This window comes from Flectobacillus rivi, from assembly GCF_030056655.1.
GTDB lineage: Bacteria > Bacteroidota > Bacteroidia > Cytophagales > Spirosomataceae > Flectobacillus > Flectobacillus rivi.
This window is the reverse complement of sequence record NZ_JASHIE010000006.1, coordinates 14,344-32,902: the sequence shown is the minus strand read 5'-3', so window position 1 is coordinate 32,902 and position 18,559 is coordinate 14,344. Positions and strand designations below refer to the sequence as shown.

The following is an 18,559-nucleotide window of genomic DNA, read 5'->3' as shown; positions in this document are numbered from 1 at the left end:
ATTTTCTATCTAAACATTTATGCAATCTCCCAACCGTCGTACCTTTTTGCGTCAATCCAGCAGTTTAGCATTAGCGAGCCTGCTTCCCTCTTCTATTTACCAAGGAACGCCTTTTGCTAAAACAGTTAAAGCCAAAGTTCATGTCAATTTTGAAAAACCAATCGGTAAAATAGAACCTGAAATTTATGGACAATTCATCGAATATCTAGGTCGAGCCATCACAGGTGGAGTCGTAGATGCTAAGACTAGTCAAGTAAGAAAAGATGTTTTAGAAAAAATCAAAAGACTACAAACACCCCTTTTGAGATTTCCAGGAGGTACTGTTACTAAAATTTACCATTGGCAAGACGGTATAGGTCCCAAAAATTTGCGTCCTGTTCGACCAAACCTCATTTGGGGTGGCGAAGAAAGCAACCAATTTGGTACTAATGAGTTTATCGATTATTGTCGGACGCTCAAAACTGACCCATTTTTGGTGGTCAATATGAATACTGGTACACCAGAAGAAGCCTCCAACTGGGTCGAATACTGTAATGGTTCTGGAAATACATCGTTTGCAAGTCTTCGTAAAAAACATGGTTATCCTCAAGCTCACAAGGTAAAATATTGGGGATTGGGAAATGAGGAAAGTGCTGTACCAGATACTGGACGTCTGCAAGACCCCAATAAATATGTAGAAATTGCTTGGCAATATGCCAAATTAATGAAGTTACAAGACCCAAGCATTTCTCTAGTTTTGGCGGGTGGAGATACCAAATGGAACGAAATTCTTCTTAAAGAACTCCATCCTATTGCTGATTATATTTCTTTGCATTATTACGCTAATTCTAAGAAAGGTCAACCTGCATCGCTCTTTGCTCATATTGCTACTTTTGAAAAAGAAATAGTCGCTACCAAAAAACAGATTCATGATTTAGCACCCGAAAAAGTAGAAAATTTTAATCGTTGGTATCGTTTTCCTCCTCGTAAAAAGGCATTAAAAATTGCCTTAGACGAATGGGGGATTTGGGAAAATGAGGGAAAAGGTGCTTATAATCTTGAAGTAACCTATCAATGGTTTCATGCCTTAGGGGTTGCAGGCTTTCTGAATATATTCCAACGTCAAGCAGATATTGTGGGCATGGCTACTTGGGCGCAAACCGTCAATGTACTAGCACCAATCATGACCAATGAAAAAGAATCTATCTGTCAAACTGTTTTCTATCCACTCGAACTTTATCGTAAATATTGCAAAGGAACAAGTATTACAACTGAAGTCGAAAGTCCAGCATTGGAACAATCGGGCGCTGAAAACCTTGGGATATTGGACACCTCTGCGAGCTATGATGAAGATACTAAAACGCTAACGCTCGCTATTGTAAACCGTCATCCTGAGCTGGCAGTGGAAACAGAAATTGATTTCCCTGTAGCCAAAAGCTTGAAAATCTTCGAGAAACATGAGCTTACTGCTACTTCATACACGGCAGCCAATACGCTTGAAAAACCTTCTCAGAATGTTGTAAGCTATCAGCATCAAAATATCGATAACAGTATTTCAAGTATTACCCTAGCTCCTGCCTCTATCACACTCTTGAGATTTAGGTAAATAATGCAGTATTTGTTTTTACCCAGAAAGGCAATACGTTCGGTATTGCCTAATCTATAGATTTTCTTAGGGATTCAGTTTTAAAAACCCTAAATTTGCACTTTCTTAAGTAATTCGGCTGTTTTATGTAATTTTTCTGACTCAAAATTACCGAATTAGGCACAATCAACTATCAATTTGCTATCATCATGATTCATTTCTTCGGAAGTCACTCTGGTAATGTTTTTGCTGTCCAAGCTCAATCTGCTATCGCAGAGGAAGATATTCAAAAACTAGTGTGGCTTTTCAACAGTTCAAGAGACCATCGTTTCACTGTCATCAATCAAGAGGATGCTTCGTTAGAGGCGGTTTTTGTAGGTCCACGTGCCGCTATGATTACTCCATGGAGTACCAATGCTGTGGAAATTACCCAAAACATGGGTATTCAGGGAATTATCCGTATTGAGGAGTTTGCTCAGGTAGCCGAAGATTTTACGGACTTCGACCCAATGTTATCGCAAAAGTACACAAGCTTAAACCAAGCTATTTACACGATAAAAATTCAGCCTGAACCTATCCTCGAAATCGACGATATTGCAGCCTACAACAAACAAGAAGGACTTGCATTAAGTCAGGAAGAAATCGACTATCTGAATGGTCTTTCAGAAAAATTAGGTCGCAAATTGACAGATTCTGAAGTGTTTGGTTTCTCTCAGGTAAACTCTGAACACTGTCGTCACAAAATCTTCAACGGTACTTTTATCATCGACGGTGAAGAAAAACCAAGCTCTCTTTTCAAGCTCATCAAGAAAACTTCCGAAACGAATCCAAACGATATCGTTTCTGCTTATAAAGACAACGTTGCTTTTATCAAAGGTCCTCGCGTTACTCAATTTGCTCCAAAATCTGCTGACAAACCTGACTTTTACGACGAAAAAGAATTCGATTCTGTTATTTCGGTAAAAGCAGAAACTCACAACTTCCCAACGACAGTTGAGCCATTCAACGGTGCAGCAACAGGTTCGGGTGGCGAAATTCGTGACCGTTTGGCTGGTGGACAAGGTTCATTGCCTTTGGCAGGTACTGCGGTTTATATGACTTCGTACTCTCGCTTAGAAGAATCACGTGCTTGGGAAAAGGGTATGAACGAACGTGACTGGTTATATCAAACACCTATGGATATCTTAATCAAAGCGTCTAACGGTGCTTCTGATTTTGGTAACAAGTTTGGTCAACCTTTGATTACGGGTTCTGTTTTGACGTTTGAACACGAAGAAGAGGCTCGCAAATTAGGTTTCGATAAAGTAATCATGTTGGCTGGTGGTATTGGTTATGGCAAAGAAAGTCAAGCCAAAAAACAAAAGCCATCGGTTGGCGATAAAGTAGTGGTATTGGGTGGTGAAAACTACCGTATTGGTATGGGTGGTGCAGCGGTATCATCTGCTGACACAGGCGCATTTGGTTCAGGTATTGAATTAAATGCGATTCAACGTTCAAACCCAGAAATGCAAAAACGTGCTGCCAACGCTATCAGAGGCTTGGTAGAATCTGACGAAAACCCAATCGTTTCTATCCACGACCACGGTGCTGGTGGACACCTTAACTGTTTGTCGGAATTGGTAGAAGAAACAGGCGGTTTGATTGATTTAGACAAATTGCCAGTTGGTGACCCAACGCTTTCAGCAAAAGAAATTATCGGTAACGAATCACAAGAACGTATGGGCTTGGTGATTGGTGAAAAAGATATAGCAACCCTTCAACGTGTAGCAGAGCGTGAGCGCTCACCAATGTACACGGTAGGTGATATTACAGGTAACAACCGTTTTACTTTCCAATCAAAATCTACAGGTGCAAAACCAATGGATTTTGCGATTTCGGAAATGTTCGGAAGCTCGCCTAAAATTGTGATGGAAGACAAAACCATTGAGCGAAATTACGCAGGTTTGTCTTATGCTGAAACAGAAATTCCAACCTATTTGAATCAAGTATTACAGTTAGAAGCTGTAGCTTGTAAAGATTGGTTGACCAATAAAGTTGACCGTTGTGTGGGCGGACGTGTTGCCAAACAACAATGCGCTGGTCCATTGCAATTGCCTTTGAACAACGTTGGCGTAATGGCCTTGGATTTCAAAGGAAAAGATGGTATCGCCACTTCGGTGGGACACTCGCCAGTAGCAGCTATCGTTGACCCAGCAGCGGGTTCTCGTACCGCTATCGCTGAAGCATTGTCAAACATCGTTTTTGCACCATTGAAAGACGGTTTAAAATCGGTTTCATTGTCAGCCAACTGGATGTGGGCTTGTAAAAATGCAGGTGAAGATGCACGTTTATATGAAGCGGTAAAAGCTTGTTCAGACTTTGCGATTGAATTAGGAATCAATATTCCGACAGGAAAAGATTCCCTTTCTATGAAGCAAAAATATCCAAACGATGAAGTAATCGCCCCAGGTACAGTAATTATCTCGGCAGGTGCTCATTGTTCGGACATCAACAAAGTAGTTGAGCCAGTTTTACAACGTAATGGAGGTGCTATTTACTATTTGAATTTATCGAAAGATAGTTTCAAATTAGGCGGTAGCTCATTTGCTCAAATTTTGAATAAAGTAGGCACCGAAGTTCCAACGATTCAAGATGCTGCCTATTTCAAAACGGCATTTGATACTTTCCAAAACTTAATCAAAGCAGGTAAAATCGAGGCAGGTCACGACATCGGTAGCGGTGGTTTGATTACGACTTTATTAGAAATGTGTTTCGCAGATGTAAACCTTGGCGCCAACTTTGACTTGTCAGGTTTAGGTGAAAGCGATACAGTAAAAGCTTTGTTCAACGAAAACATTGCCTTGGTATTCCAAGCAGATGCTTCGGTTGAATCAGTTTTTGCAGCAAACAATATCTCTATCGTTAAAATCGGTGAGGTAGTAGAAGGAAATACAGTTTCTGTAAAAAATAATGATACGTCATTTGATTTCTCAGTAGCTGAATTAAGAGATGTTTGGTACAAAACTTCATTCCTTTTAGATTCAAAACAATCTAAAAACGGAACGGCTTTAGACCGCTATACCAACTACAAAAACCAACCGTTGGCATACACATTCCCTTCACAGTTCACAGGAAAATTAACTGACCACCGTGCGATTTCAACTCGTCCGAAAGCAGCGATTATTCGTGAAAAAGGCTCAAACTCAGAGCGTGAAATGGCGAATGCGATGTATTTGGCAGGCTTTGATGTAAAAGACGTTCACATGACTGACCTTATCGCTGGTCGTGAGACATTAGAAGATATTCAGTTTATTGGTGCAGTGGGTGGTTTCTCAAACTCAGATGTTTTAGGTTCGGCAAAAGGTTGGGCTGGAGCATTCTTGTATAACGAAAAAGCTAATGCTGCCATCAAGAAATTCTTCGAACGTGAAGATACCCTTTCGGTAGGTATTTGTAACGGATGTCAGTTGTTTATGGAATTGGAATTAATCAATCCAGACCATGATACGCATGGTAAAATGCACCATAACAAATCACATAAGCACGAAAGTATCTTTACATCGGTAACTATCCAGCAAAACAACTCGGTAATGCTTTCTACCTTAGAAGGAACTACTTTGGGTGTCTGGGTATCGCATGGAGAAGGTAAGTTTGTATTGCCTTATGGCGAAGAACGTTATCACATTGTTGGTAAATATGGTTATGCTGAGTATCCTGCTAATCCAAATGACTCGGATTACAATACAGCAATGATGTGCGACTCAACAGGTCGTCACTTGGTAACCATGCCGCACATCGAGCGTTCAACTTTCCCTTGGAACTGGGCAAACTACCCAGCCAACCGCAAAAACGACGAAGTAAGTCCTTGGTTAGAAGCTTTTGTAAACGCAAGACTTTGGATTGAGGAGAAGAATAAGTAGAGATACTAAATTGAAAAAGGAAGCTTTCGGGCTTCCTTTTTTTATATCCTCTTGGACCACTAGCGCAAGTCTTAGGCTTTTGCTTTTTCTTTCTAAAGTTTCAAAACTTTAATTTTGAGTCTTTATTTAGTACTAATCCCTTAGACTGTGACAACAGATAAGATTCATTCTTACATTAATGCCTTAATATCCGCTAGTACTGGACTAGAAGCCAGCACTAGCGGATGTTTTTCTTAATATGTTCCTTTCAACAGGACATCTATCGTGCGAGCCTCTGCCGTAAACTGGTTATATCCGATATTAAGTTTGCCAATACTTTCACCGCTGCAATTATAAATATACGAAGCTGGTGATGAAACCAAAGGATTAATCACACCTATAAAGTACTGGTTTTTGTAAGTGTAAAGTACCACTTCTAATGGACCACTTTTAGGTTTTTGAAAGTCTGAAACCACACTTTTAAGCCAAGGAAGTTCAGCAATTGCGTCTTTCTTGAAACACGTGTCGGTTGGTAATGCATTGGAGGTGTCATCAGTACAAGCATTCATTGAAAAAATGAAGAGTAGACTTGCTAAGCGTAGGTAGTTTTTCATAGTGTAAAAATTAATGTTTAGTCGACACAAATATACTTTATTTTATAAATATTTGAATATTATATAGTTATAAACTTATTTAATAAAATAGTAGAACTACAATTGCCCAACTATGTTTGAATATTGAGAATGACACTCACTATGACTATTGGTTGAATCTATAAGTCTTTCAGGTTACAAAATTTTGAAATAAGGCTCCACTAGCGCAAGTCTAAGACTTTTGCTTTTTCTTACTAAAGTTTCAAAACTTCACCTTTGAGCCACGATCTAGGATAAAATTAATTCTTTGACTAATGAAATTAGAATCCTTGGAAATGGCTAGTGCTGGCTTACTTAGAAGCCAACACTAGCGGGGATACTTATTTACTCGTATTGGTGCCTGCTAAGTAGCTACTGGCATTTGATTTCTACATCAGCAGTAATGACTACAAAAAGATTCAGTTTTTAACTGAATCTTTTTGTAGGTGCAAATAACTCTTTGACTTAACTACGACCAGATGGAATTCATATTTGTACCTATTGTTTAATGTGTATGACGATGGATTTGATCAAGTATGACCATTTTATCTTGCAGACTTTTCAAGAACAATTCAGGGTCTGTTGAAAACTTAATAAAATCGGAGGGAATCTCTAAATCAAAGTAAAAACTTGGGCGAGGTAAGGTCTCTTTAAGTGTTTGACAAGCGTTATTTTGCCTACCTGTCGAGTACTAAGAATAGCAGTTACGGGAAAATGATTAATTCTAAACAATAGCTCTTATGTAATTTTCCTCTGAATCATAGCTTCATTTTTATTCTAAGTAAAATCATTTTTAGCTTCCGTTTATGGTTACATGGCTGTTAAGGAATAACTCATATCATGAACCAAGAACGAAAACTTCATTCAGTTGTTATAGCACTCATAAACTGTATTTGATGCTACCTCGAGGTAGCGACTACGAGGTTTCAGTTAAAAACTGGACATATTGGTAAGTGTGAATAACACTAGCTCCTGCTAGTGGGTTCTTGGGGTTTCCAATTGAGATTATTGTATGAAAATTTTAAATAATAAGAAGAAGTTAAAATATATCTTCTCAAGTTGGGCCACGATACCGCCAGTCTATTTCAAGCAGCCGAAAAAAATCTTAGCTAGAACAAAAGAAAAAAATTCTACCGAAAAATAAATTTCCTCCCAAAATATAGGCTAATTAGCTTAATTTTAGGGTCAGTATTTTAATATTTATCCTATTAGACTGTTAAGGTTTTGTCAAAAATAGTATTCATAAGTAAATAATTACAAACAAACTGCCTACGAATATGTATATCTATGCTCTCTCAAGTAGTTGAATCACAACATACTCTTGGCATCTAACGCTCTGAAAACTTACAAACATTTTTATTTAAGTTTTAACAACTCCTACGTGCCTCATATTAAGTGTTCTAGGTACCCCCATAAGTTATCGTCAAACAGCTCAAGAGTGGTATGATTTGGGAGTCGATAAATGAGAGAATAAACAGAAGATAAGGTATTTTAAAAATATGATCCGAGAAAATGAAAATTTCGCATTGGCACATTATCAAAAGAAGTAGTGTTATTGAAGACTTTCAAATACAAAGAAGCACAAGAGTTTTTCTCCACTGCTATCAGTGTGGTTTGACGATTGGAAATTCTACCTATTCAAATTTAAAAAGGCTCATCAAAAACCTTTTTATCCAATAAAGCATACCACACATAATGCGTAACTATTTTTCCATACCTGTTTGTTGTTACTCTATACGCAGCATAATGTAATACTATTTGAGCGCAACGATGTGGAACGCAATTCTTGAATTTTTTGCGACCGCCGCAGCAGTTACTTTTTGTTTTAAAATGGGAACATCTAGTTAAAAGTACGGCTAAAAATTAATCAAAGAATAGCATTTTATTGAAAGTTTAAACAGCTTCTTTGTACTTATAATGTGTCTCGATTCATTTGCTCGTAAAATAATACAGAACCCTTCAACTATTTCAATTACTTTGAAATAATCTGTTACTCAACGAAGGCAAGTACGAACACTTGACCTTTACTCAGGAATTAAGAAAGGTGAATCTTGGGTTTTTGACTACATTTACAAGTTAGTTTATACTAGTCATCAGTATGAATTGAAAGGAGATAAAACCTAGCCTTTGATTTATATCAGGACGTTATTTTAGATTTATTTCTCCGAATAAAAGAGAATCGTCTAGAAAAAAGAACATTAGAAACGGACGGAATGATTATCTCATAGATAAAGCAAAATTTGGAATGGAAACGGGATGATCACTGGAAAAAGTGCTACTAAATACAATGATAGACTTGATATGGTAATTCATGAACAATATACAGCAAGAGCTGCTGAGGCAGAAATGATTTTATATTACAAAGATTTGCTCATGAACATAAATAAACTATCGACAACTTGTGATGATTTGTTAAAGATAAAACTTATTGAAGACCTTGCTTGGCAAACAATTTATCTACGTTATCCCAATGATAATAAGGGTTCATTACGAGTCAAATTCAGTAATAGTATAAAGAATCTTCGGAAGATACTCTCTTGATATAAGAACTAAGATTTAATAAAATCCTATAAATCATTGACTAGCATTTTGATTTAAACATTTTTCACAACCATGATAAAACAAATACCCAAATGGCTACTCTTTGCATTTTGCATATTCGTAGCAAACTCGAACTCCTTAATGGCTCAACTTAGAGTAGAAGCCAATAGCGCTATAGTAGAAAATGGAAAAATAAAAATTTCTTTTTTTGTTCCATTTAGTACAAACAACTGCTATGATATTCAAGCATTGGAAGTAATTGCTATTGAAACCAACACAAAAACAATACCTCATACTCTAATAGGTAAAATAACTCAGTTAAGTACCGGAACAAATAATATTATATGGGACTATAAAGTAGATGATTTTTTTGTGGATGGGGATTTCAAGATTATTGTCTCATTAAAATTATGCCCATTAATAGAAGTACTTACTCCCCCTAAGAAAGAAGTGGTAGTAAACCCTCCTAAAAAAGAGAAAGTAATTGCTACGTCTACAAGAGCAGAAGAGTTATCCTTTAAACCACATCCCATAGGCTTGAAAATAGCTGTTGGAGTAATTGGGGTTGCTACAGCAGTTATGGCAAACTCAATTAAGAGCAACTTCAATTCAAAATTGGCTATTCTCAAATCACTAGATACTAGTGTGAACAACGAGTTTTTGTCAAAGAGTGATTTAGATAAATGGACTGCTGCTGCTGTAGATGCACAAGCCGCTCGTCAAACAGGATTATTAAATGCACTAGTAATTGGTTCTGCCCTCTCATTTGGGTATGAAGTTTTCTTATTAGCAACAAAGGTAAAAGTAAAGGAGAAAGGCTTAAGCTTTCAGCCTTCATCCCACCAAACAGGTATATCATTAACCTATAAATTTTAGTTATCTATATATGAGACAGTCTGTACTACTTTTAATTACCATCCTTTGTTTCTTGCACGCATCTTCGTTCGCTCAATTAAGCTTAAATACCATTAATTTGAAAGAAGTTCGCTGGACAGAACCTTCTCAAGTATCTTCTAGTGGGGTATATCAAACTAATCAGACAATACTAACTTTCCATTGTAAAGCAGAGTCTGATGCTAATTTAGACAAGAGTGATTTTACGCTATTTGTAGATGGCGAGAGTTTTGTCCTGTCTAATGCCAACTGTAAAAACAATGAGCTAACTTTTTCGGCTCAGCTTTCTTTAGAAAAAGACCATGAAGTCTACATTTCTGTTAGAAAAGGAAGAAGAGTGGTACAAACACCATTATTAAAAATCGTACGCTACAAAGCTGTTAAACGTTTTGCCTTCTTACTTGGAAATTCTGATTATATTAACACACTCTCGTTAAATAATAGACCTTTAGAGGACATCAATGCCATTGCAACAAGTTTAAAAAAGCTTGACTTCACCATTCATTCTGTAAGTAATTTATCGAGAATTGGCTTACTAGATTCCTTAGACAATTTTGTAGCAGAAGCACACCATGCTGATATGATTTTTTTCTATTATGCCGGACATGGCATTCAAAATAGTGGAAAAAACTATCTAGTTCCCGTAGATGCAAAATTCAGAACAAGAACAGACATTGCACCTCGTGCTGTAGAAATTCAATACATTATTAATAAGCTTGAAGAAAGTAATCCAAAATGCAAAATAATTGTGTTAGATGCTTGTAGAAACGAAGCATTTCCTGTGTTATCCGCAGATTCACGAGGAGATGATCTTCGTGGCTTTAGCCCTATTATGGGAGTAAGTGTTGCTAAGGGAGTAGGTACCTACATTGTTAATGCAACTCAAGCAAATCAAACAGCTGCCAATGATGGCATTTTCGCTAAAGAATTGGCCTCGGCACTAGGCAGAGGAAAGACAATCTCTGAAGTATTCAGAAGGGTACGAACCAAAATTGTTGAATTGTCAGGCTCGCATCAAGAGCCAGAAATCAATGATAAACTAACAGAGGAAATAACTTTTTAAGATACAAATCAAATGATAAAGCGATCTATTCATGCTTTGCTACTGATGAAGAATTACTAATAAGTCTTAGCCCATTTGCAAGACCTAATATTCGCATTGCATAATTATGATAAATACGTTCCAAAATCCATACTTCGAAAGCAGTATTGGATCTTCAAAACAAAAATTAATTTAAAATGAAAATACAACTATTATCTCTATACATAAGTTTCTTATTGTTTACTACAAATTGTAGTTTAGAAGCAATAGAAACCACTAAAACACTTAAAACTTGTAGTAGAGCAACAAGTGCATCCGCATCAAGCTCCACGCCTCTTAATGTTAATATGAGTTTAGTTGGTACGGTGAGTGATATCACGAGTGTCGTCTGGCAAATTAGTAAAAATGGCACTGAGTATTATAAAAGTAGTACGAATATAAGCCCTTTTTCACTGACCAGTTCGACACTTACAACTGATGGCACATTCACTATTATTGCTCAAGTTACCGATAGATGTGGCTCTAATTACTCATTAACAACAAGTTATAACTACACTACTCCTAATTCTTTAGTGGTAGCAATGGTGCAAGTAGAAGGGGGAACTTTTCAAATGGGAAGTACTACAGGGCAATCTGATGAACAACCTATCCATAATGTAACCTTGAATACCTTTAACATTGGTCAATATGAAGTATCTGTATCTGATTTCAAAAAATTTATAGATGCTACTGGTTACCAAACAGATGCAGAGAAAAATGGGGGAAGTTATGTTTATGATGGCAATCTTTGGCCATATAAAAATGGAATAAATTGGCGTTGTGACGTAGCAGGTAACATAAGACCTACGGCCGATTACACACATCCAGTTATTCACGTAAGCTGGAACGATGCTGTAGCTTATTGTAATTGGCTCAGTAATCAAACTGGTAAAGCATACAGATTACCTACAGAAGCAGAGTGGGAATTTGCCGCACGAGGGGGAAAATTAAGTAAAGGATATACTTATTCAGGTAGTAACACCATAGGTAACATTGCCTGGTACGGTTCAAACAGCGGCAATATAACGCATCCTCTAGCACAAAAATTAACTAATGAAATTGGCATCTACGATATGACAGGAAATGTGTGGGAATGGTGTCAGGATTTGTACGGAACCTACACCGCCACAAATCAAACAAATCCAACAGGAGCTAGTGCTGGTGTTAATCGAGTATTACGAGGTGGTAGTTGGTTTGACAATACTCAGGATAGTAGAATAACCTATAGACTTAACAGAGATCCAACTAATAGGGTTAGCAACTGTGGTTTTAGAGTAGCATCGTCTCTATAGTTAGGAGAAATAGAACTTAAAAATATTTCACCGCTATTAGACTTTATCACGGTTTATTTGTTATGATCAAAAATCATCATCGATTTCTAGAGATATACAAATACCTCAAATTTTGATAATTTAATGTGAATTATGTATTAAGTCTGATTACTGGACAAAATTGTTTTATTGGGGTTTAGGTCTAATTTTATTGGTGTTATATTTTTCAAGGCACCATTCTAGTAAAAGTACCAATTGTTGACAATGTTTAGAAATTAGGCTATATCCCTTTCTAAAAATAGATTCATATTTGGTATTAGCTTTTTGTCTGACAGTGATTTGTTTAAAGTTTTTGAGTCCTTCCCTGACACATAAAACGTAACAGGCAATAACAATGCAAAATAACAACCGAATCTTTTTATGGTCTTTGAAAGCTATCATTTCTAAATTAAAGCCGTTGCTTTTGAGACATTTAAAAAGGCACTCAATTTGCCACCTAAGCTTATAGACAGCGAGATTTTTTTGTCTTTTCAGAGACAAATTTGTTATAAGAATGATTAAAGAGTCGCCCTGATTTTCAGGTGTTTGATTTTTTGTGGCAACTATTCTTAACGTTTGATTTCCTAGGGTAAGTGTTTGCTCAACAAGTTTCCCTTTTTTAGCTTTTTTAAGTAATTGAGCATATGACTTGCCTTGACATTGAAGATCTAGTTTATAATCTGTTTCTGAAATTCGAATAACAAAGTTGAGTTCAAATTTTTCGATTAAGTCATTAAACCATTGACGACCCACATATTCTCGGTCTGCTATTAAAGTCATCTCCTTTAAGGGATATAAACAATTAGCCATTTGAAGAAAGCGCTTACGCTCCAAATGATTAGAGCACCCTTTTTAGCTAAGTTTATAAAGAAAATAGGCAGACTAATTCCTCTATAAACAACACTTAATGTAAAAAAATGAAACTTGATTTTTCCAAACTCCCAAGAAGTACCATCAAGTAGTAAATACTTCGACATACTACGCTTGTCAAAAGTAGAAATTACTTGCTGTATTACCGTTTTAAGAATCATTTTCCAAAGTTGATACTTACAAAATGGAGTATCAAAAAAACGAGTTAGACGACGGTAATGAGAATTAGCTAAGGTATCTTTCTTATCCGTAATCACACCAACTTGATTTTTAAGTTTGTTGAGATTTACGTTTTCTTTAACAATGATACTACAAATAATAACAAGCAAGGTTTTTAACAATGTTTGTTGGCTTTTAGGTAAATCAGTCTTAAATTTGTCCAAAAGCGAGACTAAAAGTTGTTGTTGGGTTTTCACACATTCTCAACAACTTTTTTCTCGCTTTTATTCATTTTGTCCAGTAATCAGGACACAAACATACTTTATTCTATAAATATTTGAATATTATATAGTTACAAACTTATTTAACGTAAATAATATATTTTATGATAATGGAAATACCGTTGCTGAACTATATTCGAATACAGAGAATAAAACCCACGTTGAAGATGTAAGCCTTTTAAGCAACAAAAATATTGGCATATAGCCAGGATTTTTACCCTTCTAGCGCAAGTCTTGAACTTGTGCTTTTTCCTCCTAACGTTTTAAAATTGTTGATTAAACTATCTATTAAAAAACCTTCCAAATTAGGATTTTTCCATCTTTTAGCCTTATTTTAACGAAAAATATGCTTTCTTTTTGCTGAAAATATGGTATTACGTCTTCCAAACTACAATGATAGAAATTAATCTAACTTTATACTCTGTATCTGGATTTATAATAAATACTAGACAAAAAATTTCATTCATATTAAATAGTATTAATACCCAACAGAACTCATACAATAGCTTAGTAAATAAATATATATAAACAATGAACAAACAAATTACTCAATTACACAACTTTAAAAACAACTATGATTTTATTCGATTCTTGGCTGCGTCTTTTGTTATTATAACTCATGCCTATGCACTTAAAGGAATTGAGGATGGTAATGATTTTCTTGGTCAATTAATAGGAGCACGCTACCCTTTTTCGTTCTTTGGAGTTAGAATTTTCTTTCTGATAAGCGGCTATTTGATTCTTCAAAGTTTTGAACGTAAAAAATCTTATCTTGATTATCTGTGGAAAAGATTTCTTCGAATCATCCCTGGTCTTTTTGTACTAGTTCTATTTATGATTTTTATTTTTGGCCCAATCTTTAGTGTTTATACAATCAAAGACTATTTTACTAATACTCAAACGTACCAGATGATGCGGTCCGTTACCATTTATAGACTTAATGGTGTTTTACCCGGAGTATTTTTTGAAAATAACCAAGCACAACTTCTTGGATCTCTTTGGACCTTGCCTTATGAATTTTCAATGTATATAGGTGTTATGATATTAGGCGCAATTAAATTACTTGATAAAAGAAGCTTCAATTTGGTTGTATGGATGTTTTCTATTGTTATTTGTGTTTTTTATCCAACCTATTTTGAATCGATTATTTCATCCTGGTATATCCCATTTTTTAGGCTTAAAATCTGGTATGTAATTGAATTTTCATGCTTTTTCCTAGGAGGTATGTTGGCTCACCAATTTAGAGAAAAAATACGTTTTCAGTTCAATATATTTTTATCCATTCTTTTGGTGTTTGCAGTCAATGTTTATTTTGATAATCAAATAATAACAAGAATGATGATTTATAGTTTACTTCCTTATGTAATTTTTTATTTAGGAAATCTTAAAGGAAAACTAAACAACTTTGGGAAGTATGGAGACTTTTCTTATGGTATTTACATATATGGTTTTCCGATACAGCAAATGCTCGTATTTTTAACCAAAAATAAATCTACTGTATTTGAGCTTCAGGTCTTATCTTTTGTTATTGTTCTCCCTTTGTCAATTTTATCTTGGCATCTTGTGGAGAAGCAAGCCCTAAAGTTTAAAAATAAATTTAGCGGTCTCTAAGTAAAAATATATCACTAGCGCAAGTCTTTGGCTTGCGCTTTTTTTTTAATGGTTTAAAACAATTCTCAAAAGAAGGTGCAGGTCTATCACTTGACTAAGAGCACAGATATATTGTACCGCCAATGACAAAGTACATAAATTAGGCGATCATTGGGCGACGAGTACAGGAGATGGCTACTCAAGTCGTAACTTTGATTATTTTATCAGTCAAGACAACAGTAACTTGACCGTAGTAGAATCACTTTTTTATCATAAACATGATAAAAAAGACCTGAACGATACCATTATTTACACTTTTGAGGAGGATAAATTTAAAGTGCATAGATTAAGCAATCATATAAAGTCAGGTAATTAAATGTCTTTAAGTCATTTACCTGCTCTACAAATCCAATTACAGGAATAAAATATCAACTTTGTACATTCAATATAAAGCCTACTTTAAAAACATTATCGATACTAATTCGAGGGTCGTTTTGTAGCATTTTCCTTAACTTTGATATAAATACATCAAAACTTCTACCCAGAAAATAGTCTTTTTTGCCGTAAATTTTTTCTACAGCATCTTCTCTTTTTAAAATCTGATTTTGGTTCTGACAAAGTAATTTTAAAACTTCACTTTCTGTTTCGGTCAATCGCCATGTTTCATCTTGATAGCATAGTTCTTGTCTGGAATAATCAAAAACGTAGGTACCAATCGTAAATTTCTGTACTTGTGGCGCTGGCAACTGTTGTGGCTGACGACGTAATAATACTTTGATACGACAAAGTAACTCATCCTCATCAAATGGTTTTGTAATGTAATCCTCCGCTCCTAGTTCAAAACCTTTTAGCTTATCTTCTTTTAATGAACGAGCCGTAATAAACAAAAATGGCATAGCTGGATTGAGTTCTTTACAATGAGTCGCCAATGTAAAGCCATCCATTTTAGGCATCATAACATCGAGCAAACAAACATCATAAGGTTGTCTTTTGAGCGCATTATAACCACTTTCTCCATCTCGACATAGCTTGACTTCAAACCCTTGGTCTTCCAAAAATTCGGTCAATAGGAAACCCATGCTGAGGTCGTCTTCAATCAAAAGTATTTTGTGTAAAATATTGCTCATAAATAAGTGGTTACCCTTACATTCAACGATTTAAGGAGGTTGAAATTCTTATATGCTCAAAGGTAGATATACCTCAAAACAACTTCCTTTTTTATCTTCGCTTTTTACTTGAATATTGCCTTTATGGAGTTCAAGCATATTTTTGACATAAGCCAAACCTAGTCCAAATCCTTTGAAAGCATGGGTAGTTTGATGAACTCGCTGAAATTTCTCAAATATCAAACTCCGCTGGCTAACAGGAATACCAATGCCGTTATCTTCAAACGAAATAACGATTTCTTGCGATAGTAATTTTGCCGAAATACGAATTTCGGGTGTGTTTTCATTGTATTTCAAGGCATTTTCAATCAAATTACGAAAGGTGTTCACGAGGTGCTGCCTATCTCCTATCACACACATATCTGTGCTAAATCCCTCCAAAAGAATTTGAGCATTTTTTTCTGAAATCGACATCGACAAACTGTCTATCGAAGCACGAATGAGAGATTCTATACTTAACTTTTCTTTCTCCAAAATATACTCTCCATTTTCGATTTTGGCTAGATGTAACACACGTTCAACTTCTTGCAATAGTTGAGTATTTTCTCTTTTGATAACTGCTAAAAATGGGTTTTCTCGTAAATCTTCATGCTTCTTAGTCAAGCGATTTACTGCTAAACCAATACTACTCAATGGTGTACGAAACTCATGTGCCATATTGTTGAAAAAATCCACATTGGTTTGAAGCAACAGTTTTTGCTTCATCAACGACCAGTTGACCATCAACAACACTACGGTAATAAACCCAACAATAAAAAGGGTAGCTAGCACCATAAAGGTCATTCCGCCCAATATATAGCGTTCTTTAGTGGGAAAAGTAACTCTCAGATATGACTCATTGCCATGATGATTTTTGAAAGAAATTGCCGTTTGAAATACATCAGTAGCACAGAAACTATTGTTAGAAAGGCTAATTTGATAAGGTAAAAAAACCTGATAATTGGCTAGGTTTTTATCTAAAGTTTCTCGGAAATCTTTGGTATTCACAATATCATGTGGCAACTCTGAAATATTGGAAATAAGTGTTTCGCCCGACATATCCACTACTGCACATTTTCCATCATTACAATAAGCGCCATCTTTATATGATTTGATGGTGGAGCAAAGTGCTGATGTAACCCTTTGGTTAAATATCTCTTCTGATAATCGCCATGAGTGACGCATCCATATAATCTGGATAATCACCAAGGCAATTACGCCTAAAGTCGACGCAATCAGAATGTAAGGGATATTTTTATGCTGAATTTTCATGTCGTAAAGATAAAGAGCTTCTTATTAAACAGGGTGGTTTTAACAACTCTATAACAAGTCAATAACACTTGAATGACAGCAAGAAGCCAACAGAAGATTGTAATTTTGTAAGGTCAACAGTGCAAAAATTATCGTATTCAATAAACCTCTTTATGCTTCGATATTTTGCGCTATTCGTTCCATTAAATTAAACAAATTCAACATGAAAAAAGCAATTATTTCAGGATTCTTGACACTTGGTATTGTAGCGGCATCTTTGGCGTGTCCGGGTGGAAAATGTGATAAGTCGAAATGCGACAAATCAAAATGTGATAAGTCGGCTTGTGCAAAATCAGCTAAAACTGAGAACTGCAAAGACCACGATAAAAAATCAGCCTCTGCTGAGAAAAAAGAAGCACAAGATAACAAAGTAAAGTCTGATGCTAAAAATTCTAATAAAGTAGCAATCTGGACATCTCCATATTTTACTTTGGATAAGCCAGGGTGCTAAGAATAAGTGCTGAATTGTGAGTGATGAGTATTGAGCGTAATTTTATGATTACTAATATTTTGGCTCATTAATTCCCTCCACTTCATGCTAAGGAAATTGGATTTTTGATTTCAGATACAGGGAGTACCAAAAGTTTTCGAGGCTTTTGACGATTGTAGTTGTAGTAATTAGGGCTGTACAAAGGATTTAATTTTGTCGTAGCGGCACCCCTTACGGTTGCCCAACTCAACATGGCAACTGCAAGGGGTGCCACTAGTGCAATTTTATTTTAAAGACAATACTTAAACCTTTGTACAGTTCTATTTTAGTAATCCGAAATCAAAAATCCGATTTCCGAAATTCAATAAAGTTCTCAGTTAGTCTACCCTCTCAGCATCCTCCAAAATATAATTTAACTCCTGTACATTAGTGGCATTTAATCGCAGAACACCCTTAAAGGTTCTTATTTCATCAACCTTGTACCGTTGCTTAGCACTAAATTTTAACTGTATCATAGATTCTGGACCAGATTTCCCACAGAAATAACACATCGAATTGGGGTTCTGCGATACCACATAATTTCCTTCACTATCAATCGGAATCGTGTACCCTCTAATTTCAACGGTTCTTCCGTTAAGCATGGTGACCTTTGGCCCAAAATTGGGATATAGATAAAACATCGCTAAGTCGATATTAAATTTCTTTTTGAAATGCACGTCCTTTAAGTCATTCCATGTGATTTTTTGGACATCGAAATCTTGCTTCGACTTCTTTTGCAGAGGATTTTCCCAAAAAGCTGATACTGAGAGAAAGCAGATGAAAATAAGTGTCTTCATAGTCCTTGGTATATTTGCAACAATATTGCAAATATAC

14 protein-coding genes are annotated in these 18,559 nt (G+C 35.7%); 7 read left to right on the top strand and 7 right to left on the bottom strand.

Annotated elements, in window-relative coordinates; translation table 11 throughout:
* Positions 1-19 precede the first annotated feature (19 nt).
* Positions 20-1,585: an alpha-L-arabinofuranosidase C-terminal domain-containing protein gene (locus QM481_RS09730; protein WP_283381606.1), complete on the top strand. Its 1,566-nt coding sequence runs from the start codon at positions 20-22 to the stop codon at positions 1,583-1,585.
* 188 nt (positions 1,586-1,773) lie between these two features.
* On the top strand, positions 1,774-5,463 hold the full coding sequence (purL, locus tag QM481_RS09725) for a phosphoribosylformylglycinamidine synthase (protein ID WP_283381605.1): 3,690 nt from the start codon (positions 1,774-1,776) through the stop codon (positions 5,461-5,463).
* 233 nt (positions 5,464-5,696) lie between these two features.
* Here the strand turns inward: purL and QM481_RS09720 are convergent, their stop codons facing one another.
* Complete coding sequence (locus QM481_RS09720) at positions 5,697-6,056, bottom strand: hypothetical protein (RefSeq protein ID WP_283381604.1); 360 nt, start codon at positions 6,054-6,056, stop codon at positions 5,697-5,699.
* A 2,700-nt stretch (positions 6,057-8,756) separates the two neighbouring features.
* On the opposite strand from QM481_RS09720, the gene QM481_RS09715 reads away from it, so the two are divergent.
* From QM481_RS09715 to QM481_RS09705, 3 genes are all read left to right on the top strand, one after another.
* Positions 8,757-9,491 carry a hypothetical protein gene (locus QM481_RS09715; protein WP_283381603.1) on the top strand — a complete coding sequence of 245 codons (735 nt, stop codon included), beginning with the start codon at positions 8,757-8,759 and terminating at the stop codon, positions 9,489-9,491.
* Between the two features lie 97 nt (positions 9,492-9,588).
* Positions 9,589-10,572, top strand: a complete 984-nt coding sequence (locus QM481_RS09710; RefSeq protein WP_283381602.1) for a caspase family protein — start codon at positions 9,589-9,591, stop codon at positions 10,570-10,572.
* A gap of 326 nt (positions 10,573-10,898) precedes the next feature.
* Positions 10,899-11,882: a formylglycine-generating enzyme family protein gene (locus QM481_RS09705; protein WP_283381601.1), complete on the top strand. Its 984-nt coding sequence runs from the start codon at positions 10,899-10,901 to the stop codon at positions 11,880-11,882.
* Between the two features lie 165 nt (positions 11,883-12,047).
* Here the strand turns inward: QM481_RS09705 and QM481_RS09700 are convergent, their stop codons facing one another.
* Positions 12,048-12,710, bottom strand: coding sequence for a transposase (locus QM481_RS09700; RefSeq protein ID WP_283381600.1), 663 nt, complete (start codon positions 12,708-12,710; stop codon positions 12,048-12,050).
* Positions 12,686-13,186, bottom strand: a complete 501-nt coding sequence (locus QM481_RS09695) for a hypothetical protein (protein WP_283381599.1) — start codon at positions 13,184-13,186, stop codon at positions 12,686-12,688. The genes QM481_RS09700 and QM481_RS09695 overlap by 25 nt, the downstream gene beginning before the upstream one ends.
* A 555-nt stretch (positions 13,187-13,741) precedes the next feature.
* On the opposite strand from QM481_RS09695, the gene QM481_RS09690 reads away from it, so the two are divergent.
* Positions 13,742-14,821 carry an acyltransferase family protein gene (locus QM481_RS09690; RefSeq protein WP_283381598.1) on the top strand — a complete coding sequence of 360 codons (1,080 nt, stop codon included), beginning with the start codon at positions 13,742-13,744 and terminating at the stop codon, positions 14,819-14,821.
* Positions 14,822-15,228: 407 nt separating this feature from the next.
* Here QM481_RS09690 and QM481_RS09685 read toward each other — a convergent pair whose 3' ends face one another.
* Both QM481_RS09685 and QM481_RS09680 read right to left on the bottom strand, forming a co-directional pair.
* Entirely contained in the window at positions 15,229-15,927 is a 699-nt protein-coding gene (locus tag QM481_RS09685) for a response regulator transcription factor (RefSeq protein ID WP_283381597.1), read from the bottom strand.
* A gap of 48 nt (positions 15,928-15,975) precedes the next feature.
* The gene (locus QM481_RS09680; RefSeq protein WP_283381596.1) at positions 15,976-17,217 is read right to left on the bottom strand and encodes a sensor histidine kinase; all 1,242 of its coding nucleotides are present in this window, start codon (positions 17,215-17,217) and stop codon (positions 15,976-15,978) included.
* Between the two features lie 202 nt (positions 17,218-17,419).
* Here QM481_RS09680 and QM481_RS09675 point away from each other — a divergent pair, with 202 nt between their 5' ends.
* Complete coding sequence (locus QM481_RS09675) at positions 17,420-17,707, top strand: hypothetical protein (protein ID WP_283381595.1); 288 nt, start codon at positions 17,420-17,422, stop codon at positions 17,705-17,707.
* Positions 17,708-17,789: 82 nt separating this feature from the next.
* Here the strand turns inward: QM481_RS09675 and QM481_RS09670 are convergent, their stop codons facing one another.
* Both QM481_RS09670 and QM481_RS09665 read right to left on the bottom strand, forming a co-directional pair.
* On the bottom strand, positions 17,790-17,960 hold the full coding sequence (locus QM481_RS09670; protein ID WP_283381594.1) for a hypothetical protein: 171 nt from the start codon (positions 17,958-17,960) through the stop codon (positions 17,790-17,792).
* Positions 17,961-18,063: 103 nt separating this feature from the next.
* Positions 18,064-18,522: a DUF3299 domain-containing protein gene (locus QM481_RS09665; RefSeq protein WP_283381593.1), complete on the bottom strand. Its 459-nt coding sequence runs from the start codon at positions 18,520-18,522 to the stop codon at positions 18,064-18,066.
* Positions 18,523-18,559 lie beyond the last annotated feature (37 nt).